General features: G+C 73.9%; 16 protein-coding genes. 11 read left to right on the top strand and 5 right to left on the bottom strand.

Annotated features, from left to right (window positions below):
• Positions 1-190 precede the first annotated feature (190 nt).
• Both gltB and ABT238_RS18745 read left to right on the top strand, forming a co-directional pair.
• Complete coding sequence (gltB, locus tag ABT238_RS18750; protein ID WP_350563773.1) at positions 191-4792, top strand: glutamate synthase large subunit; 4602 nt, start codon at positions 191-193, stop codon at positions 4790-4792.
• Complete coding sequence (locus ABT238_RS18745) at positions 4785-6245, top strand: glutamate synthase subunit beta (protein WP_350563618.1); 1461 nt, start codon at positions 4785-4787, stop codon at positions 6243-6245. Before gltB ends, ABT238_RS18745 begins: the two co-directional genes overlap by 8 nt.
• Positions 6246-6397: 152 nt before the next feature.
• Here ABT238_RS18745 and ABT238_RS18740 read toward each other — a convergent pair whose 3' ends face one another.
• The gene (locus tag ABT238_RS18740; RefSeq protein ID WP_350768779.1) at positions 6398-7303 is read right to left on the bottom strand and encodes a hypothetical protein; all 906 of its coding nucleotides are present in this window, start codon (positions 7301-7303) and stop codon (positions 6398-6400) included.
• Positions 7304-7617: 314 nt separating this feature from the next.
• On the opposite strand from ABT238_RS18740, the gene ABT238_RS18735 reads away from it, so the two are divergent.
• From ABT238_RS18735 to ABT238_RS18710, 6 genes are all read left to right on the top strand, one after another.
• Positions 7618-8484, top strand: a complete 867-nt coding sequence (locus ABT238_RS18735) for a Sco1979 family transcriptional regulator (protein ID WP_350563614.1) — start codon at positions 7618-7620, stop codon at positions 8482-8484.
• Positions 8485-8572: 88 nt separating this feature from the next.
• Entirely contained in the window at positions 8573-10030 is a 1458-nt protein-coding gene (locus tag ABT238_RS18730; RefSeq protein ID WP_350563611.1) for an aldehyde dehydrogenase family protein, read from the top strand.
• 162 nt (positions 10031-10192) lie between these two features.
• Positions 10193-11047: an SAM-dependent methyltransferase gene (locus ABT238_RS18725; protein ID WP_350563609.1), complete on the top strand. Its 855-nt coding sequence runs from the start codon at positions 10193-10195 to the stop codon at positions 11045-11047.
• A 317-nt stretch (positions 11048-11364) separates the two neighbouring features.
• Positions 11365-11796, top strand: a complete 432-nt coding sequence (locus tag ABT238_RS18720) for a MarR family winged helix-turn-helix transcriptional regulator (protein ID WP_350563770.1) — start codon at positions 11365-11367, stop codon at positions 11794-11796.
• A gap of 90 nt (positions 11797-11886) precedes the next feature.
• The gene (locus ABT238_RS18715) at positions 11887-12978 is read left to right on the top strand and encodes an NAD(P)/FAD-dependent oxidoreductase (protein ID WP_350563607.1); all 1092 of its coding nucleotides are present in this window, start codon (positions 11887-11889) and stop codon (positions 12976-12978) included.
• Positions 12979-13004: 26 nt separating this feature from the next.
• Positions 13005-13919 carry an LLM class flavin-dependent oxidoreductase gene (locus tag ABT238_RS18710; protein WP_350563605.1) on the top strand — a complete coding sequence of 305 codons (915 nt, stop codon included), beginning with the start codon at positions 13005-13007 and terminating at the stop codon, positions 13917-13919.
• A gap of 53 nt (positions 13920-13972) precedes the next feature.
• On the opposite strand, the gene ABT238_RS18705 is transcribed toward ABT238_RS18710, so the two are convergent.
• Positions 13973-14902, bottom strand: a complete 930-nt coding sequence (locus tag ABT238_RS18705) for an AraC family transcriptional regulator (protein ID WP_350563603.1) — start codon at positions 14900-14902, stop codon at positions 13973-13975.
• Positions 14903-14954: 52 nt separating this feature from the next.
• Positions 14955-15881: an NADP-dependent oxidoreductase gene (locus ABT238_RS18700; protein ID WP_350768647.1), complete on the bottom strand. Its 927-nt coding sequence runs from the start codon at positions 15879-15881 to the stop codon at positions 14955-14957.
• 181 nt (positions 15882-16062) lie between these two features.
• On the opposite strand from ABT238_RS18700, the gene ABT238_RS18695 reads away from it, so the two are divergent.
• Both ABT238_RS18695 and ABT238_RS18690 read left to right on the top strand, forming a co-directional pair.
• Entirely contained in the window at positions 16063-16899 is an 837-nt protein-coding gene (locus tag ABT238_RS18695; RefSeq protein WP_350768625.1) for a MerR family transcriptional regulator, read from the top strand.
• A gap of 20 nt (positions 16900-16919) precedes the next feature.
• Complete coding sequence (locus ABT238_RS18690) at positions 16920-17870, top strand: BtrH N-terminal domain-containing protein (protein ID WP_350563768.1); 951 nt, start codon at positions 16920-16922, stop codon at positions 17868-17870.
• 131 nt (positions 17871-18001) lie between these two features.
• Here the strand turns inward: ABT238_RS18690 and ABT238_RS18685 are convergent, their stop codons facing one another.
• Positions 18002-19828 (bottom strand): bifunctional metallophosphatase/5'-nucleotidase, encoded by a 1827-nt coding sequence (locus ABT238_RS18685; RefSeq protein WP_350768606.1) that lies wholly within the window; start codon positions 19826-19828, stop codon positions 18002-18004.
• Between the two features lie 201 nt (positions 19829-20029).
• A complete protein-coding gene (locus tag ABT238_RS18680) occupies positions 20030-20647 on the bottom strand; it encodes a helix-turn-helix transcriptional regulator (RefSeq protein ID WP_350563766.1) in 618 nt (205 codons plus the stop codon).
• A gap of 710 nt (positions 20648-21357) precedes the next feature.
• Between ABT238_RS18680 and ABT238_RS18675 the strand changes: the two genes are divergently transcribed.
• The gene (locus ABT238_RS18675) at positions 21358-24486 is read left to right on the top strand and encodes a helix-turn-helix transcriptional regulator (protein WP_350768581.1); all 3129 of its coding nucleotides are present in this window, start codon (positions 21358-21360) and stop codon (positions 24484-24486) included.
• Positions 24487-24493 lie beyond the last annotated feature (7 nt).

Here is a 24493-nt window from a genome sequence, read left to right as displayed (position 1 = left end):
GTGCGCTGTGGCGCGTCCCCTCACCACCCGCGTGACCTGCGGATCCGTCCGCGATGTGGACGCAATTTTCCGCTTCCCGGGATCCCCGGCATCATGTAACGTGCGTGCCTCAATCGCATCAGGGCCAACGTCGTCCCTACTGCACCAGTTTCGAAAGACGACGACGGGAGAGCCGATGCTGTCTGCATCCATGCACTCCGCCAACGAGCCCCAGGCCGGCGCCGCCCGCCCGCCGTACGCGCTCGTTCCGGATGCGCGACCTGCTGCTCAGGGCCTGTACGACCCGCGAAACGAGCACGACGCCTGTGGCGTCGGATTCGTCGCCACGCTGACCGGCATCGCCGACCACACCGTCGTCGAGCAGGCGCTGACCGTCCTGCGCAACCTGGAGCACCGCGGCGCCACCGGCGCCGAGCCGGACTCCGGTGACGGCGCGGGCATCCTCACCCAGATCCCGGACGCCTTCCTGCGCGCCAAGGCCGGCTTCGACCTCCCGGCGGCCGGCGACTACGCCGTCGGCATCGCCTTCCTGCCGGACGCCGACGACGAGGACGCCGCCGCCGTCGCCCGGATCGAGGCGATCGCGGACGAGGAGGGCCTGACCGTCCTCGGCTGGCGCGACGTCCCGGTCACCCCCGACCTGCTGGGCGCCACCGCCCGCGGCGTCATGCCGCGCTTCCGCCAGCTCTTCCTGGCCGGCGAGGGCAAGGCCGGCATCGAGCTGGACCGGATCGCCTTCGTGGTCCGCAAGCGCTCCGAGCGCGAGGCCGGGGTCTACTTCCCCTCGCTGTCCGCGCGCACCATCGTCTACAAGGGCATGCTGACCACCGGCCAGCTGGAGCCCTTCTTCCCCGACCTGTCGGACCGGCTCTACGCCTCCGCGCTCGGCCTGGTGCACTCGCGGTTCTCCACCAACACCTTCCCGAGCTGGCCGCTCGCCCACCCGTACCGGTTCGTCGCGCACAACGGCGAGATCAACACGGTCAAGGGCAACCGGAACTGGATGACCGCCCGGGAGTCCCAGCTCGCCACCGACCTCATCCCCGCCAACAGGAACGGGCAGGGTCTGAGCCGGATCTTCCCGGTCTGCACCCCGGACCACTCCGACTCGGCCTCCTTCGACGAGGTCCTGGAACTGCTCCACCTCGGCGGCCGCTCGCTGCCGCACGCCGTGCTGATGATGATCCCGGAGGCGTGGGAGAACCACGCGACCATGGACCCGGCCCGCCGCGCGTTCTACCGGTACCACTCCAACCTGATGGAGCCCTGGGACGGCCCGGCCTGCGTCACCTTCACCGACGGCAACCAGATCGGCGCCGTGCTGGACCGCAACGGCCTGCGCCCCGCCCGCTACTGGGTCACCGAGGACGGCCTGGTCGTCCTCTCCTCCGAGGTCGGCGTGCTCGACATCGAGCAGACCCGGGTGGTCAAGAAGGGCCGGCTGCGGCCCGGCCGGATGTTCCTGGTCGACACCTCCGAGCACCGCATCGTCGAGGACGAGGAGATCAAGTCGGCGCTGGCCGCCGAGCACCCCTACGAGGAGTGGGTCGAGGCCGGGCAGATCCAGCTCGCCAAGCTCCCCGAGCGCGAGCACATCGCGCACACCCACGCCTCGGTCACCCGCCGCCAGCAGACCTTCGGCTACACCGAGGAGGAGCTGCGGGTCATCCTGGCGCCGATGGCCAGGACCGGCGCCGAGGCGCTCGGCTCGATGGGCACCGACTCGCCGATCGCCGCGCTGAGCGAGAAGCCGCGCCTGCTGTTCGACTACTTCGTGCAGCTCTTCGCGCAGGTCACCAACCCGCCGCTGGACGCCATCCGCGAGGAGCTGGTCACCTCGCTGCTGTCCAACCTCGGCCCCGAGGGCAACCTGCTGGCCGCCGAGGCCGCGGCCTGCCGCTCCGTCGGCATCACCTTCCCGGTGATCGACAACGACGAGCTGGCCAAGCTGGTGCACATCAACGCGGACGGCGACCAGCCCGGCCTCAAGGCCGTCACGCTGTCCGGCCTGTACCGGGTCGCCGGCGGCGGTGAGGCACTGGCCGCCCGGCTCGCCGCGATCGCCGCCGAGGCCGACGCGGCGATCGCCGACGGCGCCCGGATCATCGTGCTCTCCGACCGGCACTCGGACGCCGAGCACGCCCCGATCCCCTCGCTGCTGCTCACCTCGGCGGTCCACCACCACCTCATCCGCACCAAGCAGCGCACCCGGGTGTCGCTCCTGGTCGAGGCGGGCGACGTCCGCGAGGTGCACCACGTCGCGCTGCTGATCGGCTACGGCGCCGGCGCGGTCAACCCGTACCTGGCCATGGAGTCGGTCGAGGACCTGGTCGGGCAGGGCACCTTCCTGACCGGGATCGAGCCCGAGAAGGCGATCAAGAACCTGATCAAGGCGCTCGGCAAGGGCGTGCTCAAGGTGATGTCCAAGATGGGCATCTCCACCGTCGCCTCCTACCGCGGCGCGCAGGTCTTCGAGGCGATCGGCCTCTCCCACGAGCTGGTGGAGGCCTACTTCGCCGGCACCACCACCAAGCTCGGCGGCATCGGCCTGGACGAGATCGCCCGCGAGACGGCGGCCCGGCACGCCAAGGCGTACCCGGCCTCCGGCATCCCGGCCGCGCACCGCGCGCTGGAGATCGGCGGCGAGTACCAGTGGCGCCGCGAGGGCGAGCCGCACCTGTTCGACCCGGACACCGTCTTCCGGCTGCAGCACTCCACCCGCAACCGCCGGTACGACATCTTCAAGCAGTACACGGACCGGGTGAACGAGCAGTCCGAGCGGCTGATGACGCTGCGCGGCCTGTTCAAGCTCGACGCGCTCGGCCGCACCCCGGTGCCGGTCGAGGAGGTCGAGCCGGTCTCCGAGATCGTCAGGCGCTTCTCCACCGGCGCCATGTCCTACGGCTCGATCTCCCGCGAGGCGCACGAGACCCTGGCCGTCGCGATGAACCGCCTCGGCGGCAAGTCCAACACCGGCGAGGGCGGCGAGGACCCGGACCGCCTCTACGACCCGGAGCGCCGCTCGGCGATCAAGCAGGTCGCCTCCGGCCGGTTCGGCGTCACCTCCGAGTACCTGGTCAACGCCGACGACATCCAGATCAAGATGGCCCAGGGCGCCAAGCCCGGCGAGGGCGGCCAGCTGCCCGGCCACAAGGTGTACCCGTGGGTCGCCAAGACCCGGCACTCCACCCCGGGTGTCGGCCTGATCTCGCCGCCGCCGCACCACGACATCTACTCGATCGAGGACCTGGCGCAGCTGATCCACGACCTCAAGAACGCCAACCCCGAGGCCCGCATCCACGTGAAGCTGGTCTCCGAGGTCGGCGTCGGCACGGTCGCGGCCGGCGTCTCCAAGGCGCACGCGGACGTGGTGCTGGTCTCCGGCCACGACGGCGGCACCGGCGCCTCGCCGCTCACCTCGCTCAAGCACGCGGGCGGCCCCTGGGAGCTCGGCCTCGCCGAGACCCAGCAGACCCTGCTGCTCAACGGCCTGCGCGACCGGATCGTGGTGCAGACCGACGGCCAGCTGAAGACCGGCCGCGACGTCGTGATCGCCGCCCTGCTGGGCGCCGAGGAGTTCGGCTTCGCCACCGCCCCGCTGGTGGTCTCCGGCTGCATCATGATGCGGGTCTGCCACCTGGACACCTGCCCGGTCGGCGTCGCCACCCAGAACCCGGTGCTGCGCGAGCGCTTCTCCGGCAAGCCGGAGTTCGTGGTCAACTTCTTCGAGTTCATCGCCGAGGAGGTCCGGGAGATCCTGGCCTCGCTGGGCTTCCGCTCGATCGAGGAGGCCGTCGGCCACGCCGAGCACATCGACGCCGAGGCCGCCGTCGACCACTGGAAGGCCGCCGGGCTCGACCTGGCCCCGCTGTTCCACGTGCCCGAGCTGCCCGAGGGCGCGGCCCTGCACCGCACCACCACGCAGGACCACGCGCTGGACAAGGCCCTGGACAACCAGCTGATCGACCTGGCCCAGGACGCCCTGGAGAACGGCGACGCCGTCCGCATCCAACTGCCGATCCGCAACGTCAACCGGACCGTCGGCACCATGCTCGGCCACCACGTGACCAAGCGGTACCGCGGCGAGGGCCTGCCGGAGGGGACCATCGACGTCACCTTCACCGGCTCGGCCGGCCAGTCCTTCGGCGCCTTCGTGCCGCGCGGCATCACGCTGCGTCTGGAGGGCGACGCCAACGACTACGTCGGCAAGGGCCTGTCCGGCGGCGTCATCGTCGTCCGCCCGGCCCGCGACGCGGCGGCGATCGGCGCCGACGCGCAGAACCACGTCATCGCCGGCAACACCATCGGCTACGGTGCCACCGGCGGCCGGATCCACCTGCGCGGCAAGGCCGGCGAGCGGTTCGCGGTCCGCAACTCGGGCGCCACCCTGGTCGTCGAGGGCGTGGGCGACCACGGTCTGGAGTACATGACCGGCGGGCGGGTCGTCGTCCTCGGCGAGACCGGGCGCAACCTGGCGGCCGGCATGTCCGGCGGCATCGCCTACGTGCTGGACCTGCGCCCGGCGAACGTCAACAGCGGCATGGTGGGCATCGAGGCCCCCGGCGCCGAGGACCGCGACTGGCTGCGCGAGACCGTGCAGCAGCACTACGAGGAGACCGGCTCCACCGTCGCGGCCGAGCTCCTGGCGGACTGGGGCAGCGGGGTCTCCCGCTTCTCGAAGATCATGCCGACCGACTACAAGGCCGTGCTCGCCGCCAAGGACGCCGCCGAGCGCGATGGCCTCTCCGAGGCCGAGACCACTCGCAAGATGATGGAGGCGGCACATGGCTGACCCCAAGGGCTTCCTGACCACGCCCAAGCAGCTGGCCGAGCGGCGTCCGGTGGACGTGCGCCTGCGCGACTGGAACGAGGTCTACGCCGAGCGCAGCCTGCTGCCGATCATCACCAAGCAGGCCGGCCGCTGCATGGACTGCGGCATCCCGTTCTGCCACAACGGCTGCCCGCTCGGGAACCTCATCCCGGAGTGGAACGACCTCGCCTACCGGGACGACTGGAACGGCGCGATCGAGCGGCTGCACGCGACCAACAACTTCCCGGAGTTCACCGGGCGGCTGTGCCCGGCGCCCTGCGAGTCGGCCTGTGTGCTCGGCATCAACCAGGACGCGGTGACCATCAAGAACGTCGAGGTCACCATCATCGACAAGGCCTGGGACCGCGGCGGGGTCATCCCGCAGGTGCCGGAGCGGCTGTCCGGCAAGACGGTCGCCGTGATCGGCTCCGGGCCGGCCGGCCTGGCCGCCGCCCAGCAGCTCACCCGGGCCGGGCACACCGTGGTGGTGTACGAGCGGGCCGACCGGATCGGCGGCCTGCTGCGGTACGGCATCCCCGAGTTCAAGATGGAGAAGCGCCACATCAACCGCCGCATCGAGCAGATGCGGGCGGAGGGCACCCGGTTCCGCACCGGCGTGCACGTCGGCGAGGACATCACCGGGCAGCAGCTGCGCGAGCGCTTCGACGCGGTGGTCGTCGCGGCCGGTGCCACCACCGCCCGCGACCTGCCGGTGCCCGGGCGCGAGCTCAAGGGCGTCCACCAGGCCATGGAGTACCTGCCGCTGGCCAACAAGGTGCAGGAGGGCGACTTCGTGGAGTCGCCGATCAGCGCCAAGGGCAAGCACGTCGTGGTGATCGGCGGCGGCGACACCGGCGCGGACTGCGTCGGCACCGCGCACCGGCAGGGGGCGGCCTCCGTCACCCAGCTGGAGATCATGCCGCGGCCCGGCGAGGACCGGCCGGCCCACCAGCCGTGGCCGACCATGCCGATGACCTACAAGGTCACCTCGGCCCACGAGGAGGGCGGCGAGCGGATCTACTCCGTCTCCACCACCCACTTCAGCGGCGACGAGGACGGCAACGTCCAGCAGCTGCACCTGGTCGAAGTGGAATTCAGGGACGGGAAGTTCGAGCAGGTGCCGGGCAGCGAGCGGGCCATCCCGGCGCAGCTGGTCACCCTGGCGATGGGCTTCACCGGGACGGACGTGAAGAACGGCCTGGTGGAGCAGCTGGGCGCGGACCTCGACGCACGCGGTAATGTGGCCCGCGACGGCCGCTTCGCCACCAACGTCGATGGCGTCTACGTCTGCGGTGACGCCGGACGGGGCCAGTCCCTGATCGTCTGGGCCATCGCGGAGGGCCGCTCGGCCGCCGCGGCGGTCGACAAGTACCTGGGCGGCAAGACCCCGCTGCCCGCTCCGATCCGGCCGACGGACCGCCCCCTGGTGGTCTGATCCGGTCCAGGTGGCCCGGCGCCGCATCGCCGGGCCGACCGAGCCGCACCCCGTCAGCGTCGCCGGGCCACCGCGGTCCATGGCGCCTGCCCACATCCCCGACCAGTTTGGGGGCAGGCGCCTTTCGCGTTTCCCGGGGGCGGCCGGGTCCGTCAGTCGGCGGGGAAGAGGACGGGGTGGCCGGCGAGGTTGAGGACCACCCGGTTCCCCGGGGGGCCGGTGAGCCGGAACCGGGCCTCCCGCCCGGCGCCGTTCGGTTCGCAGTCGGTCGGCCGGCCGTCGGTGCGGCCGATCAGCACCAGGACGTCGGCGGTCCCGTACACCGCGCCCGGCAGCGGACCGGCGCAGTTCCCGGGGTACAGCAGGGCCCACAGCTCCTGTTCGTCGGTACCGCGACCGGCGTACCAGAGGTCCGTGACGCCTTCGGGGAGGTCCTTGTCCTCGACGGTGCGGGGGCCGGGGGGCTCCTGCGACTCCACGGCCGCGACCGCGTAGGGCTCGTCGAGCCCGGCGAACACGAACTCCCAGACCGGGACCGTCGCCGTTCCGCGGCTGGTGCTCTGGGGCCGGGTCGCGGGCCGGACGGCGGTGACGGTGAGCACGGTGTCGCAGGGCTCCCTGGTGCAGGGGCTGTCGCGGTAGCGGACGAGTTGCTCGTAGGCGGCGCGCGGGTCGGTCAGCGGCAGGGCCTGGGAGGTCCCGTCCGGGAAGGAGACCGTCCCCGGGCCGGAGAACGGGGGGAAGTCGGCCTCCAGGTCGATCCGGTCGCCGAGGAAGGCCGCGAACGCGCCGTCGTTCCCGGTGAAGTCCCGCGGCAGCCAGCTCTGTCCGTTCAGCCGGGCGTAGTAGCCGGTGTGCCAGATCCGGTCGGACTCGGAGCCGGGCCAGGCCCGTGCCACCTGGCGGGCCCGCTCCAGGGCCCCGGCGGGGACCGGGGGGCCGCCGCGCCCCGCACGGGCGGGGACCGGGGCGGCGGGCCCGGGGGAGGAGTCACCGGGGACGGTGAGGACGGCGAGCGCGGCGAGCAGGAGCACGGCGGCGGGAAGTCGTCTCAGCACACGGTGGGGGACGCCCGGGGGCCCGCGCGAGTTGCGACAACTGCGCCGGATTCTGGCTGAGTTGCATCGCCCCCGGGCGGCTTCGGGGCGCCCGGCGGGGGGTTGGGGATGTCCATGGCGACGGCGGGGGACTAGAGTGCGTTCGGGGAGCTACGAGTCGGCTACCGCGCGTATCCGGACGGTGGTCGTCCGGGCGGTCACGGCGGGAGCCGGCGGCTCCACCGAGGGTGTTCCGAGGACTGTTGTTTGTCGGTCCCTGATGGAAGACTGCGGCCGGAGGCCGGGGGGCTGCGCGAGGTGCGGAGGGTGAGGCGATGGGTGCGACGCAGGCGGGTGGCGGTGCCACGGTGCGGCGTCTGCTGCTGGGGTCGCAGCTGCGAAGGCTCCGGGAGGCCAGGGGTGTCAGCCGGGAGGAGGCCGGCTACTCGATCCGGGCCTCCGAGTCGAAGATCAGCCGGATGGAGCTCGGCCGGGTCGGCTTCAAGGAGCGCGACGTCGCCGACCTGCTGACGCTGTACGGGGTCGACGCCGAGCAGGAGCGGGCCTCGGTGCTGGGGCTGGTGCGGGCGGCCAACGCGACGTCCTGGTGGCACGGGTACGGGGACGTCCTGCCGGGCTGGTTCCAGAACTACCTGGGACTGGAGGAGGCCGCCACCGAGATCCGCAGCTACGAGGTGCAGTTCGTCCACGGGCTGCTGCAGACCGCCGACTACGCCCGGGCCGTGATCACCCACGGCGGGCACGTCACCGAGCCGGCCGAGATCGAGCGCCGGGTGGAGGTGCGGCTCAAGCGCCAGGAGGTGCTGACCGCCGCGCGGGCGCCGCGGCTGGTCGCGGTGCTGGACGAGGCCGTGCTGCGCCGGCCCTGGGGCGGGCCGGAGCTGATGCGGGCGCAGGTCGACCGGCTGCTGGAGCTGACCGAGCTGCCGAACGTGGAGCTGCAGGTGATGCCGCTGGGCTTCGGCGGGCTGCGCGCCGAGGGCGGGGCCTTCTCGGTGCTGGCCTTCGACGAGCAGGAGCTGCCGGACATCGTGTACCTGGAGCAGTTCACCACCGCCCTGTATCTGGACAAGCCGGCGGAGGTCGCCGAATACGCCGGCGCGATGGACGGTCTGGTGGCGGACAGCCTCTCCCCCGAGCGGACACGAGAACTTCTTCGCTCCGTACGCCAAGAACTCTGACGGATAAGTACGATGAGGCCCGATCAGATCTGATCGCGAACGACCGCGAACGGTGTTCGTGCGTTCCCGTAGGCATGAGAGGGATCAGATGTCGTACCTTTCCGAGTTGGCGCTGCAGTACATCGACGGTGAGTGGCGCGAGGGCAGCGGCTCCTGGGACATCGTCGATGTCGACCCCTTCACCGGTGACAAGCTCGCCGCCATCACCGTCGCCACCGTCGAGGAGGTCGACCAGGCCTACCGGGCGGCGGCGCAGGCGCAGCAGGAGTGGGCGGCCACCAACCCCTACACCCGCCGGCTGGTCTTCGAGCGCGCGCTGCGGATCCTGGAGGACCGCGAGCAGGAGATCACCCGCGACATCATGGCCGAGCTCGGCGGCACCGCCGTCAAGGCCTGGTTCGAGCTCTCGCTCACCAAGGACATGCTGCGCGAGGCGATGCAGCTGTCGCTGCGCGCCGAGGGCCGGCTGCTGCCCTCCCCGGTGGACGGCAAGGAGAACCGGCTCTACCGGCTGCCGGTGGGCGTCGTCGGCGTGATCAGCCCGTTCAACTTCCCGCTGTTCCTGTCGATGAAGGCGGTCGCCCCGGCGCTGGCGCTCGGCAACGGCGTGGTGCTCAAGCCGCACCAGGAGACCCCGGTGGTCGGCGGCACCCTGATCGCCAAGATCTTCGAGGAGGCGGGCCTGCCGGCCGGTCTGCTGAACGTCGTGGTCACCGACATCGCCGAGATCGGCGACGCGTTCATCGAGCACCCGATCCCCAAGGTGATCTCCTTCACCGGCTCCGACAAGGTCGGCCGGCACGTCGCCACCGTGGCCGCCTCGCACTTCAAGCGGACCGTGCTGGAGCTGGGCGGCAACAGCGCGCTGATCGTGCTGGACGACGCCGACGTCGACTACGCGGTGGACGCGGCCGTCTTCAGCCGCTTCGTGCACCAGGGCCAGGTCTGCATGGCCGCCAACCGGGTCCTGGTCGACCGCGCGGTGGCCGAGGAGTTCACCCGCAAGTTCGTCGCCAAGGTCGCGGGCCTGAAGGTCGGCGACCCCCGGGACCCGGCCACCCACATCGGCCCGCTGATCAACCCCGTCCAGGCCGACGGCCTCACCGCGCAGGTCGACCAGGCGATCGCCGCCGGCGCCACGGCGCTGCTGCGCGGCACCACCACCGGCAGCCTGATGGAGCCCGTGGTGCTCGGCGACCTGCCGGCCGACGCGCCGATCCTGCGGCGCGAGCTGTTCGGGCCGGTCGTGCTCCTGGTGCCGTTCGACGGCGAGGACGAGGCGGTGCGGATCGCCAACGACACCCCGTTCGGGCTCAGCGGCGCCGTGCACACCGCCGACGTGGAGCGCGGCGTGCGGGTCGCCCGGCGGATCGAGACCGGCATGATCCACGTCAACGACGGGACCATCGCGGACGAGCCGGTGGTGCCGTTCGGCGGCGAGAAGAGCTCGGGCGTGGGCCGGCTGAACGGCGAGTCCACGGTCGACGCGTTCACCACGGTGAAGTGGATCTCGATCCAGCACGGGCGCAGCCGCTTCCCGTTCTGACCGCTCCGCGGACCGCTCGGGCACCCGGCCGTTCCCCTTCGTGCCGGAGGGGACGGCCGGGTTCCGGTTGCCGGCGGGGGCTGCCCTATGCTGCGCCTGTCGGATCGTAGGGGGACTGTGTTCGACCGTGTTTGACCGGAACGGATCGAAGGGGTGGCAGGGGTGACCGGGTTTCAGGACATCGGCCGGGAGTGGCTCGTCGGCGACGGGGGCGACGAGGTACGGCCGCCCGCCGACCTGCGCCCCGAGATGCCGCACCCCGCCCGGATGTACGACTACTACATCGGCGGCAAGGACAACTTCCCGGCCGACCGCGAGGCCGCGGAGCGGGTGCTCGCGATCAGCCCGATGGTGCGGCTCAGCGCGCTGGCCAACCGGGCCTTCCTCGGCCGCGCGGTGCGCCACCTCGCGGGCGAGGGCATCCGGCGGTTCGTCGACATCGGCACCGGCATCCCCAGCGCCGGGAACACCCACGAGGTCGCCCAGCGGGTGCGGCCGGACGCGCGGGTGGTCTACCTCGACAACGACCCGATCGTGCTGGTGCACGGCCGCGCCCTGCTGAGCGGCACCACCCCGGAGAGCACCTCGGTGGTCCAGGCCGACCTGCGCGACCCGGCCGCGATCCTGGCCACCCCCGAGGTCCGGCGGGCGCTGGACTCCGGCGAGCCGGTGGCGCTGCTGCTCGTCGCCGTCCTGCACTTCATCGACGAGCAGGACGATCCGTACGGCATCGTGCGCACCCTGGTGGACGCCCTGCCGTCCGGCAGCCGCCTCGTCCTGTCGCACGGCACCCTCGACTTCACCCCGACCGCCGACGCCGGCCGCGGCCCCGCCGTCTACCGCAACGCCTCCGCCCAGCTGACCATGCGCAGCCGCGAGCAGGTGCTGCGCTTCTTCGACGGCCTCCACCTCATGGCCCCCGGCCTGGTCACCGCCCCTCTCTGGCGCCCCGACACCCCCGAGCAGCCGACCGACTCCCAGATCGGCATCTGGGCCGCCGTCGCCGAGAAGTCCTAGCCGGCGGCGGGGTGGCGGAGCAGGCCGGCGGTCGCGAGCTCGAAGGAGAACGGGGCCGGAACGGGCACGCCGTCCCCGGACTTCCCGGTCCAGTGCCGGTGGTAGGTGCCGCCGTCCGGTCGTCACCGGAGACCTCGATCTTCCAGCCCGACGGCGGGGTCGGGCTCTGCGCGTAGGCCAGAAGTCGGGTGTTCCGTCCGGGAGCGTGGGAGCCGGTCATGAGGCCATCCTCTCGCCGGCGGGCCCGTGTTCCAGGTAGTTCGTGGTCCGAATTGTCCTGTTAGGCTGGGTGGGTGGACAAGAGCGAGGGTGACGGGATCGGAGTGGTGGGGGCGCTCGTGCGGGCGGCGTTCCTGGTGGACGCGGTGTATGCCGAGGCGGCGCGGGAGCAGGGGCTGACTCCGCAGCAGGGGCAGCTGCTGTGCGTGCTGATGGGGCGGCCGTACGTGATGGGGGAGCTCGGCGGGGTGCTGCGGCTGGCCAAGTCGAGCCTGACCGGGCTGGTGGACCGCAGTGAGCGCAACGGGCTGGTGCGGCGGGAGAGTTGCGAGGCGGACGCGCGGGCGGTGCGGGTCGTGCTGACGGAGGAGGGGGCCGTGCTGGCGGAGCGCTTCCACACCGAGACCTGCCGGCGGATCGACGGGCTGCCGTCCGGGCTCTCGGTGACGGAGCGGGAGGTGCTGGCCGGGCTGCTCGGGCGGGTGGTGCTGGACAACGAGACGCCGCCGGTCTTCGGCGAGCCGGGCTGATTCCCGCGGGCAGGGGTTGCAGTTCGCAGCGCGAACTAATATGTTCGTAGCGCGAACTGCAGCTCTTTTCTGCTTTGGGGGCAAGAGAACATGAGTCGTACCGTTGTCGTGGTCGGTGGGGGCTACGGAGGATCCGCGGTCGCCAAGGCGCTGGACGCCGAGGCCGACGTCGTCCTCGTCGACCCGCGCGACGCCTTCGTCAACGCCGCCGGATCGCTGCGGGCCCTGGCCCGGCCCGACTGGGCGGACAACATCTTCTTCCCGTACGAGACCCTGCTCGCCCGCGGCGCGGTGGTCCGCGACCGGGTGGTCTCGGCCGACCCGGGCGGCGTCACCCTCGCCTCCGGGCGGCGCGTGGACGCCGACTACCTGGTCCTCGCCACCGGTTCCGGCTACGCCTACCCCGCCAAGCCGGTCGCCGACTCCCGGGCCGAGGCGCTGGACCACCTGCGCGCCACCCACAAGGAACTCGCCGGCGCCGACCGGGTGCTGATCACCGGCGCCGGGCCGGTCGGGCTGGAACTGGCCGGGGAGATCAAGGACGTCTGGCCGCGGAAGCAGGTGACCGTGGTGGACCCGGTCGACCGGCTGCTGCCCGCCCTGCTGCCCGAGCTGCGCGAGGAACTGCACCGCCAGCTGGACGCCCTGGGCGTCACCCTGCGGCTCGGTGCCCGCCTGGCCGCCGACCCCGCCGTCGAGCCGGGCCGGGCCGCCACTTTCACCGTCGCGCTGGACAGCGGCGAGGAGCTCACCGCCGACCTCTGGTTCCGCGCCCACGGCGTGCGGATCAACAGCGACTACCTCGCCGACGGCCGGCTCGTCGAGCGCACCGCCCGGGGGCAGGTCCGGGTCACCGACACGCTCGCCCTGGACGCCCACCCGCACGTCTACGCGGTCGGCGACCTCACCGCCATCGAGGAGCCCAAGATGGCCGGCATCGCGCTCCAGCACGCCGAGGTGGTCGCCAAGAACATCGCCGCCCAGCTGCGCGGCGAGCCGGCCGGGGAGCGCTACGCGCCCCCGGCCGCCCCCTTCATGCTGGTGCCGCTCGGTCCGCGCGGTGGCGTCGGCCAACTGCCAGGCCCCGACGGCCCGGTGATGGCGTCGACGGAGGCCGTCGTGGAGTACAAGGGGACCGACCTGTTCACCGGCCGGTTCGCCGAACTCTTCGGCACGGCCTGAGCATCCGGAACGGAGGAGGGGCAACGATGGGCACCGAGCACCAGGGCGTCGTCTTCGGATTCGGCGCGCCGGGCGACCTCGCCGACACCGGACGGCTGCTGAGCGTCGTCCGGCAGGCCGACCGCGACGGGCTGGACCACTTCTCGCTGTCGGACCACCCCTACCTCGGCGGGCGGGTGGACGCCTACGCCGCGCTCGGCTTCCTGCTCGGGCGCACCGAGCGGATCAGCGGCTTCGCCAACGTCACCAACCTGCCCAGCCGGCCCGCGCCGCTGCTGGCCCGGGCGGTCACCTCGCTGTCCGCGCTCTCCGGCGGGCGGGTGGTGCTGGGCATGGGCGCCGGCGGACTCTGGGACCGGATCGCCGACCTGGGCGTCGAACGGCTCACCCCCGGCGAGGCGGTGGAGGCCTTCGAGGAGGCGATCGTCCTGGTCAAGCGGCTCTCCGGCGGCGGCGAGCCGGTCACCCACGAGGGCCGGCACTACCGGGTCCGGGGCATCGAGCCCGCGCCGGTGGCCGCGCCGCCGGTGTGGACGGGCTCCAACGGCCGCAGGTCCCTGGCCGTCACCGGCCGGGTCGCCGACGGCTGGATCCCCGGCCACGCGGCGGACTGGCTCAGCGAGCGCTACCGCACCTCGCGGCCGGTCGTCGACGAGGCGGCCGCCGCCGCCGGGCGCGACCCGCGCGAGATCCGCACCGTCTACAACCTCCCGGGCCGGATCACCGACCGCCCGCTCGCCGCGACCCGCGACGAGCGGCGGACCTGGCTCGGCGGCTCGGTGGACCAGTGGGTCGCCGAACTGACCGGCGCGGTGCTGGAGCACGGCGCGTCCGGCTTCACCCTGTTCGCCGCCGACCACGGCTCGCCGGACCCGCTCGCCCTCGGCCGCTGGGCGAACGAGATCGCCCCGGCCGTCCGCGAGGCGGTCGCGAAGGGGTAGCGGCGGGGATCGGCCGGGAGCGGCGGGGGAGCACGGCCGCCGGGGGCGGGGCCTCAGGCGGCCCGGGTCTCCCGGCGGTAGCCGCCCGGCGCCAGGCCGAATTCCCGCTTGAACGCCTTCGCGAAGGCGTACTCCGAGCCGTAGCCGGTCTTCGCCGCGACGGCGGTCAGCGGGGCCTGCGACTCGCGCAGCAGCCGGGCCGCCGTCGTCATCCGCCAGCGGGTCAGATAGGCCATCGGCGGCTCGCCGACCAGGGCGGTGAAGCGGCGGGCGAACGCCGCCCGGGAGAGTCCGGCCCGGGCGGCGAGCGACTCCACCGTCCACGCCGTGGACGGCGACTCGTGGATCGCGGTCAGCGCCGGGGCCACCGCCGAGTCGCCGAGCGCCGCCGCCCAGCCCGCCGCGGTGGCGGGCGGCTGCTCCTCGAACCACGCCCGCAGGATGTACAGCAGCAGCGAGTCGATCAGCGCCGGGACGATGCCCGCCGAACCGATCCGGGGGTTCTCCAGCTCGGCGCCCAGCAGCTGGACGGCCGCGCTCAGCTCCGGGTGCCGGCCGTGCCGGGTCTGCAGGTGGACGATCTCCGGCAGCTGCCGCACCAGCGGGTGCGGGCGGGCCTGGTCGAGGTGGTAGTTGCCGCACAGCAGGCTGGTGCGCGGCCCGTCCCCGCCGACGGAGACGGTGCCGATCGGCAGGCCCGGCCGGAACTGCGAGGGCTGCTCGGGGACGGCCGGGGTGTGCGGGTGGTCGGCGAGGATGTGGCCGCGGCCGTCGCGCAGGAACACCACGTCGCCCGGGCTGAGCGCGACCGGCGCGGCCCCCTCCTCCAGCGGCACCAGCCAGCACGTCCCGTACAGCACCACGTGGAACCCGGCGCCGGCGACCCGGGGCAGCCGCAGCCCCCACGGTGCCCGCCCCTCGGTGCGCACCGAGGCCGGCTGCCCCGTGCGCATCGAACCCAGTGCCTCGGTCAGGATGTCCACGTGCGCTCCCCGTCCGCCGTCCGCCGCCTGCCGTCCCCGTGAACCCTACGGCTCAGGCGACGGTCAGGACGATCTTGCCCTGGGTGCGGCCGGTGGCGATCAGCTCGTGCGCCTTGCCGGCCTCCTCCAGCGGGAAGGTCTCGGCGATGTGCGGACGGATCCGGCCCTCGTCGACCAGCCGGGCGATCGCCTCCAGCGAGGCGTAGTCCGGCTCCACCGAGATGCCCGCGAACCGGCGCCCGGCGCCCTCGACCTCGGCGGCCAGCGCGGTGTTCCAGTGCTCCATGATCGAGACCAGCACGCCGCCCTCGGACAGCACCTCCAGCGAGGCGGTGCCCTGCGAGGACGAGTCGAACACCACGTCCACCCGGCCGGCCCGCGCCAGGAAGCCCTCCTCGCGGTGGTCGAGCACCTCGTCGGCGCCCAGCGAGCGCACGAAGTCGTGCTTCGGACCGCTCGCCAGCGCGACCACGTGCGCGCCGCGGGCCTTGGCGATCTGCACGGCGAGGTGGCCGACGCCGCCCGCCGCCCGGTGGATCAGCACCCGCTGCCCCTCGGCCAGTTGCGCCGCGTCCACCAGGCCCTGCCAGGCGGTCAGCGCGGCCAGCGGCAGCGCGGCGGCCTGCACGTGGTCCAGCGCGGCGGGCTTGCGGGCCACCTGGCGGGAGGGCACCGCGACGTACTCGGCGTAGCCGGTGGCGGCGCGCGGGAAGAACGGCATGCCGAACACCTCGTCGCCGACCCGGAACCGGGCGCCCGGCCCGGCCTCCTCGACCACGCCGGAGATGTCCCAGCCGACCCCGAACGGCGGCTCGCCGAGCAGCGGGTAGACACCCGAACGGACCGCCGCGTCCACCGGGTTGACGCCGCTGGCGTGGACGCGGACCAGGACCTCGCCGCCGCGCGGGGCGGGCCGCTCGGCCTCGACGACCTCCAGGACCTCGGGGCCGCCGAAGGTCTGCTGGACGACTGCGCGCATGGAACTGCTCCTTCTCGGAACGGGGGATTCTCGGTGACGTGATCAACGGTAGGCAGGCCCGGCGCGCGGCTGAATATCCCGCTGTCTCGGGAAGATGTCCCAGCGTCTCGCCGGCCGGTCGCCCCGGCGGGGGAGCGGTCCGGGTGGACCCTCCCACGGGGGGAGGGTCCACCATGGGCCCGTGCGAGACCAGGACGACTTCCTCACCATCGGGCGCTTCGCCCGCCTCTGCCGGCTGAGCGTCAAACAGCTCCGCCACTACGACGACAGCGGACTGCTGCCCCCGGCCCGGGTCGACCCCGCCACCGGCTACCGCTACTACGCCCCCGCCCAGGCCCGCGACGCGCTCACCGTCGCCCTGCTGCGCGAACTCGACGTACCGCTCGCGGTGATCGCCGCGACCCTGGCGGCCGGCGAGCCGGAGCGGGCCCGGCTGCTGCGCGCCGAACGCGACCGGGTGGCCGAGCGGATCAGCCGCGACCGGGCCCGCCTGGAGCTGCTGGAACGCCTCGCGGACGGCGGCGGGCTGCCCGGGTACGAGATCATCCTCGGCCGGGAGCCGCGGCGGCGGCTCGCCGTGGTGCGGGCGGTGGCCGGGCCGGGCGAGCTGGCGGAGCGGACCGGCGCGTGCGTCGGCCGGCTGCTGGCGGGGCTGGACGGCACGCCGTGGCGGCCGCCGCTGTGGGGGCTGTTCCCGCTGGACCTCGGGGAGGGCATGCGGATCGCGGTCGGCGCGGAGACGGCCGGGGCGGCCGGCGCCGGCGAGGTGGCCGCGGTGGCCGGCCTGGAGTGGGAGGTGCTGCCCGGCGGGCCGGTGGTGGAGACGGTCCACCACGGCCCGTACGCCCAACTGCCGCTCGCCTACAACGCCTTGATGGCCGCCGTGCACGAGCGCGGGCTGCGGCCGCTGGCGCCGGTGCGCGAGGCGTACCTGGTCGGACCGGGGGAGGCCCCGGCGGAGGAGTGGACGACCCGGCTGGTCGTCCGGGTCGAGGAGACGGCGGAGGTCGGGGCGTGAACACGCAGCCACTGGGCGGCATGCACTGCGAGACGACGGCGCTCGGCGTGCTGCTGCGCCACGAGGGCGTCGAGCTGTCCGAGCCGATGCTGTTCGGGCTCGGTGCCGGACTCTCGTTCGTCTACTGGGACGGCAAGGGCCTGGACTTCCCGTTCCTCGGCGGCCGGGTCAAGCCCTTCGAGCTGACCCGCACCCTGGCCGCCCGGCTCGGGCTGGAGCTGGACGTCCGGGAGACCGGCTCCGCCCGCCGGGCCTGGCGGAACGTGGCCGCCGAACTGGACGCCGGGCGCCCGGTCGGGCTCCAACTGGACAGCTACCACCTGGAGTACTTCACCTCCCGGGTGCACTTCGGCGGGCACATGGTCGCGATCTGCGGCTACGACGCCCTCCGGGCGCACCTGGTGGACACCGCGCAGCAGGGCGGGGCGGTCACCACCAGCCTCGCCTCGCTCGCCGCGGCGCGCGCCGAACGCGGCCCGATGACCGCCCGCAACCGCTCCTTCACGCTCACCCGGCGCGCCGAACTCCCGGACGTGCGGGGGCTGGTGGCGCCGGCCATGGCCGAGTGCGCGAAGGCCTTCCTGCACCCGCCGATCGCCAACCTCGGCCACCGGGGGATCGGGAAGGCCGCCGCCCTGGTGCCGGGCTGGCTGACCCGCGCCGAACATCCCGAGCGCCAACTCCCGCAGGCCGCCCGGATGATGGAACTCGCCGGCACCGGCGGCGCGCTGTTCCGCAACCTCTACCGGGACTTCCTCGGCGAGTGCGCCGACCTGCTCGACGACCCCCGGGTCCGCACCGCCCGCGACCACTACGCCGAGGCCGCGGCCGGCTGGACCGAGGTGGCCGAACTCGTCGCCGTCGCGGGGGAGTCGGGTGATGCGGAGCCCCTGCTCCGGGCCGGCCGGCTGCTGGACGACCTGGCCCGGCTGGAACGCGCGGCGATGGAGCAGCTGGCCGGTTCGCGGTAGCGGGCCCCTCCAGGGGCCAGGCGGCGACGGTCCGCATGCGCCCGGCCCAGAGCGTGCGCGGGAAGCGGAACAGCCCCGGGGCGCGGGCCCCGGAGCTGCTCCGGTGGTGCTGCGGCGGTCGGTCGGTCGGGTCAGAAGACCGGCTGGCCGGCGCGGACCAGGCGCCACGACTCGGTGAAGAAGTCGGCCGGGTCGATGACGCCCTTCTCCTTCACCCAGGCGATCATCGCGTTGCGGATCTCGTCCGAGTTGGCCCACACCATGGTGGCGGCCGCGACGTGCGGGAAGTTGCCGCCGCCGTTGGCACGGTAGTTGTTGACCGCGAGGACGAACCGGGCGTTCGGGTCGATCGGCTTGCCCTCGAAGGAGAGGTTGACGATCCGCGAGCCGACCGGCTGGGCGATGTCGATGTCGTACGAGACGCCGTACACCGCGTCGTAGTTGTAGTCCGGGGTGTTCTGCGCGTTGGTCAGGGTGGCCCTGTCGACCGCCGCGCCCGGGGCGAGCTGGGCGTAGTACTTCGCCGAGAACTCCAGGTAGTCCTTGATCTGGGCGCCCGTCAGGACGCGGGCCTCCAGGGTGTTCTCGTAGATGTACAGCCCGGCCGCGTCGCGCAGCTTGACCTGGCCGGACGGGATCTTCGCGGTGCGGTTGAACGGCGCGGCCTGGGCGAGCACCGGCAGCCCGGCGTACTGGCCGCCGGCCAGCGCGGCGCGGACCACGTCGGCCTGCACCCTGCCGATCAGGTCGATGATCGGGGTGTCCCGGAACGGCGCCTCGGCGATGGACAGCTCGATCTTGGCGGTGCCGATGACCTGGTTGACGTAGTCGACGACCTTCTTGTGCTGCTCGGTCATCAGGTCGACGATCTCCGGGTCCTCCGGGACGGTGTTGGAGTTCAGCACCCGGGAGGAGAGCGAGACGACCTTCCACGCGCCCTTGTCGAACTCGACCTCGAAGTCGAAGCAGGTCAGGCGCTGGCCCCAGCACAGCGGCTCGGAGAGCACGACGGTCCTGCCGGTCTCCTTGTTGACGACCAGGCGCTGCGGGATCTCCTTGTGGGCGTGGCCCACCAGGACGGCGTCGATGCCGGGCACCTGCTCGGCCAGCGCCACCGAGGCGTTCTCCGGCCAGGGCAGCTGGTCGCCGTAGGAGGTGGCCTCGTCCGTGCCGGAGTGGCAGGCCACCACGACGACGTCCGCGCCGGCCGCCTTGACCTTCGGCACCCAGGTCTTCGCGGTCTCGACGATGCCGGGGAAGGTCATCCTGCCGGCCACGTTGGCCTTGTCCCAGATCGCGATGCCCGGGTTGGTCAGGCCGACGATGCCGACCTTCAGGGCCGGGCCGTTGCCCAGCTTCAGCTTGCGGATCACGTACGGCGGGAAGGCCGGCTTGTCGTTGCGGGCGTTCAGCGCGTTGGCGCCCAGCAGCGGGAAGTCCAGCTGCTCCTCGTAGGCGCGCAGGGTGTCGATGCCGTAGTTGAACTCGTGGTTGCCGAGCGCGGCGGCGGTGTACTCCATGGTGTTCATGGCGAGCGCCATCGGGTGCTCGGGCGCGGTGTCGGCCTCGGTGGCGATCGGCTCGACCCGGGCGTAGTAGTACGTCAGCTGGGTGCCCTGGATGGTGTCGCCGGCGTCGATGAGCAGGCAGCGGTCCCAGCCCTTCTCCTCGCGCACCTGCTTGGCGAGCGTGGAGATCTTGGCGAGGCCGACCTCGTTGTGCGCCTTGTCGGCGTAGACCGCGTCGGTGAAGTAGTCCCAGTTGAGCACCCGGCCGTGCAGGTCGGTGGTGCCCATCACGGTGAAGGCCTGGCGCTTGGTCCGGCCCTTGGCGCGGGCCTCGTCCGGTCCGGCCGCCGCGGCGGGGGTGGCGGCGGAGAGGGCGGCGCTGCTCGCGAGGGCGGCGCCGGCGGCGGTGGCGGCGGACCGGGTGACGAAGTCACGGCGGTTCAGGGGCATGGGACGACTCTCCAGGTGGGGCTACGGAAGGGACCTCGGTGACGCGCGTAGAAGTACGCGCGTAGAAGTGTGCCGTGCGCCCACGTCGATGGATAGCCCCCGGATCTGTCCAACGGGTGAGATCTTGGCGACTCGCTCATGACGCGGGCGGGCAGGTGCTGTACCCTTCGCACCCTGCCCGCCCGGTGTCCTGGTGACTGCTTAGATGTACCCCTCGCGGACCGCGTGGGCCACCGCGTGCGCCCGGTTGCGCAACTGCAGGCGGGTGGTCAGACCGTGCAGCACGTTCTTGACGGTCCGTTCCGAGTACGACAGCCGGGCCGCGATCTCCCCGGTGTCCCACCCCTCCGCGACCAGCCGCAGCACGTCCGACTCCCGCTCCGACAGGCCCGCCGGAGCCTGCCCCGGCATCCCCTGCACGGACCGCTGCAGACGGCCCACCTGGGCGATCAGCCGCCCCTGAAGGTCCGCCGGCAGGTCGCCGTCGCCGCGGGCCGCGGCCAGCACCGCCCGGCCCAGCCGCTCCGGCGTCGCCTCCCGGCGCCACAGGATCGCGGCCACGCCGCACTCGACGGCCTCCATCAGCTCGGTCTCGCGCAGCCGCTCGACCACCAGCACCACCCGCTGCCCGGCGCCGCGCACCAGCCGGCGCAGTGCCGCCGTCGCGGCCGCGTCGGCGGACTCGGCGACCAGCACGGTGACCGTGCCCGGCGTGGCCGCACCCGTCGGGTCCACCACCGCGACCCCGGGGAAGCGGCGCAGCTGCGCCTCCGCGCCCGCCCGGGAGAGCGGATCGGCGGCCTGGACGGCGACCGGCACCGTCGAGGTGCGGGCCGCCGAGGCGCCCGCCGGCCGGGTCGCCCCCGCCGCGGCGCGCGCCGCGACGGCCGGCGCCTGGGGGTGCGTGGCCGCGACCGCGGCCGCGCCCGGCGCCTGACCGGCCACGGCGACCGCACGGGACGCCACCGGGCGCTGCGGCGGAACGGTGCGCGTGGCGGATACCGAAGCCCGTACCGCCGTGCCGCGGCGGTCGTACTCGGTGTGCAGAACAGTCAAATCTGGCCCCCTCCTGGGAGAAGCCGGCCCGGCCACCCGGCGGACCCCGAACCCCGGGGCATCACGCCCCGTCCGGGAGCAGGCCGTTTCGACGGCGATCCGGGAGCGCTGCCCATGCCCCGGAAACTGCCTCCATGTTTCCCGCCGGGGCAGCCTCCCGGCCATCGTGGTCCACCACGAGATCGGGCCCGCCGGGCAGTCCCCGCCGACCGGCGGGGGCAACGCATCGGGGCCCCCAGGTGGTCATAGGGGTCGCGGACCTGCCCGTGCGGCGGCCTCACGGCGCCCGGACGGGCCGTTCCGCGCGATCACACCGGTCCCCCGGGGACCGTCGCGTCACGGCGAGAACCGGACTCACCGGTAACGCGTGGTTAGCACGTCAAGCCGATTTCCCGGTACAACGGCGGATACTGCCCCTTCGGACACCGCCCGGCGGCCGGGAAGGGCAGAAGGGGATAGAGGGGAAACCGGGGATGCGCACCACCACGTCCACCCACCTCGCGGAACGCGAACCACAGCTGCGGCAGATCGCCGACCGGGCCGACGCCGCCCGCGGCGGCACCGGCCACGTGCTGCTGATCACCGGCGCCACCGGCACCGGCCGCACCGCGCTGCTCGCCGAGGCCGTCCGCCGCGCCGCCGCCGACGGCACCACCGTGCTGCGCGCCCGCTGCTCCGCCGAGGAGACCGCCACCCCCTGGGCGGCCGCCCGCCAGCTCTTCGACACCGGCCCCACCCCCGCCGGCCCCTACGGCCCCGCCTCCTGGAGCACCCCGCCGGCCGCGACCCCCGCCCCGGACGGCGCCGCCGCCCCCGACAGCGCCGAGGCCACCCTCTGGTCCCTGCTCCGCCTGCACGGCACCCACCACCCGCTGCTGCTCGCCGTCGACGACATCCACCTCGCCGACGAGGCCTCCCGCCGCTGGCTGCGCCAGGTCGCCCGCCGCATCGACCGGCTGCCCGCCCTGCTGATCGCCACCGAACACCGGCAGGCCACCCTCGACACCCCGCGCGACCGCTTCGCCCGCGACCTGACCCCCGACCTCGCCACCACCCTGCGGCTCGCCCCGCTCGGCACCCCCGCCGCCGTCCGGATCGCCCGCCACCGGCTCGGGCCCGACGCGCCCCTCGGACTGGCGGCCGACTGCGCCCGCGCCAGTGGCGGCAACCCGCTGCTGCTCACCGCGCTGCTCGCCGACCTCACGGCGGAGGCGGCGAACCGGGCGGCGGGGACGGACGCGGACGGTCCGCAGGAGGACGCGGTGGACGCGGGCGGCGGTGGCGCCCTGCCCGCCGCCCTGCCCGAGCAGTGCGGCACCCTGCCCGGCGGCGGCGGCGCCTTCGCCGAAGCCGTCGACGCCTGGCTGCGGGGCGCCGGCGAACAGGCCGTCACCGCCGCCCGCGTCCTCGCCCGGATGCGCGAACACCCCGCCGCCGACACCGCCCCCGCCCCCGGGACCCCGCCCCTCGACCCGCTCCCGCTGCTCGCCGAACTCACCGCCGCCGACCCCGGCCGCCTCGCCGGCTGGCTCGCCCACCTCACCCTCCACCACCACCTCGACACCCCCGGCCCGGGCACCTGGCCCCGCTTCGCCCACCCCCTGCTCGCCGACGCCGTCCTCACCGGCCACGCCCCCGGCCACCGCGCCGAGGTCCACCTCGCCGCCGCCGAACACCTCCACCGCACCGGCGCTCCCGACCGGACGGTCGCCGGCCACCTCCTGCACACCCCCGCCCCCACCCCCCGCTGGGCCGCCGACACCCTGCGCCGCGCCGCCCGCCAGGCCGCCGAGGCCGATCACCCCGCCGACGCCGTGGCCCTGCTGCGCCGCGTCCTCGCCGAACCCCTGAGCGACCGCCAGCGCGGCCTGCTGCTCACCGAACTCGGCAGCCTCGAAGTCACCCTCGGCCCCGCCGAACGCACCGTCGGCCTGCGCCACCTCGCCGAAGCCGTCCACCTCCAGCACACCGACGAAGGCGTCTTCCGCGCCGCCAACACCCTCGGCGCGGTGCTCGCCACCCGGGGCGACACCCCCGCCGCCCTCGAACTCATGGACGAGCTAGCCCACCGCTTCGTCGACCAGGAGGACGTCCTGCACGCCGTCCAGGCCGCCACCGCCCAGATCGCCGCCCACGACGGCCGCAGCTGGCTCCAGGTCGTCGAAGGCGTCCAGCGCCTCGCCGCCCGCACCCCGCACCGCCTCGCCCCGCCCGCCTTCGCCCTGCTCACCGAGTTCGACGCCACCAGTGGCCTGCTCTCCGCCACCGAGGTCGCCGAACGCATCGGCGAACTCGACGCCTCACCCGTCGACCCGCTCTGCCGCTCCTACCTCCTGGTCTCCCTCGCCACCCTCTCCCAGTGGGCCGACCTCCTCGACCAGGCCGACGAGATCACCGCCCGCGGCTTCGCGGGCTACCGCGGCGGCCCCCTCGATCCCGGCTACCAGTGCCTGCTCAGCGTCCGCGCCGAGACCAGGATCATGCGCGGCGAGTACCAGGCCCTGCTCGACGACTACGCCCTCACCGCCCCCGGCCCCGCCGCCGCGCCGGCCCCGTCCGCCGGGCCGTCCGCCGCACCCCCCGCCCCGGTGCTCCTGCGCGCCACCCCCTGGGGACCGCCCGGACTGCCCCGGCTGCCCGCCCTGGTCGCCCCCGGCCACCGCGGCGGCGCCGCCGCCCCCACCTGGCGCGCCGGCGCCGCGCCCGCGCCCGCCCCCGCCACCGACGACACCGCCCCCGGCCGCTACGCCGAACTCCTCGGCCAGCAGAACGCCCACCTCGTCGCCCAGAGCGTCATCGCCCTCGTCGAGACCGGCCGGCTCTGGCAGGCCCACGGCCTCGCCCGCGCCGTCGCCGCCGATCGCGCCCAGGACTCCTGGGAGTGGAACGAGTACCTCTACGCCCGGGGCCTGCTCCGGCTCGCCTCCGGCGAACCCGCCGAAGCCCTCGCCGACCTCCTCGAATGCGGCCGCCGCCAGGGCGAGCGCCAGGTCCGCAGCCCCATCGTCACCCCCTGGCGCTCCGCTGCCGCCGAATGCCACCTGCAGCTCGGCGAACCCGGCCCCGCCGTCGCCCTCGCCGAGGAGGAACTCCGGCTCGCCCGGATCTGGGGCTCCCCCCGCACCGTCGGCCGCGCCCTGCGGGCCCTGGCCGCCGCCACCGGCGGACGCCACGGCCTCGACCTCGCCGCCGAAGCCGTCCACATGCTGCGCACCGCCGAGATCGACACCGAACTCATCCCGGCCCTCATCACCTACGGCCGCCTGCTCGCCGACGGCGGCCGCCGCGGCGCCGCCCGCCGCGCCCTGCGCGAGGCCGCCGGCCGCGCCGAACGCCTCGGTGCCGTCCGCCACCGCGCCGCCGCCCTGGAGTCCCTGCGGGCCTCCGGCGCCCGCATCGGCCGCGCCGACCACGCCGGCGCCGAGGCACTCACCGACAGTGAGCTGCGCATCTGCCGCCTCGCCGCGGCCGGGCACTCCAACGCCGAGATCGCCGCCATGCTGCACCTGGCCGTGCGCACCGTCGAGACCCACCTCACCAACAGCTTCCGCAAGCTGGGGGTGCGCCGCCGCCTCGAACTGCCCGGCGTCCTGGAGGCCTGACCGGCGG

Origin of the sequence: Kitasatospora sp. NPDC001527, assembly GCF_040298605.1 — a bacterium.
Lineage (GTDB): Bacteria > Actinomycetota > Actinomycetes > Streptomycetales > Streptomycetaceae > Kitasatospora.
This window is presented reverse-complemented; position numbering and strand designations above follow the sequence as displayed.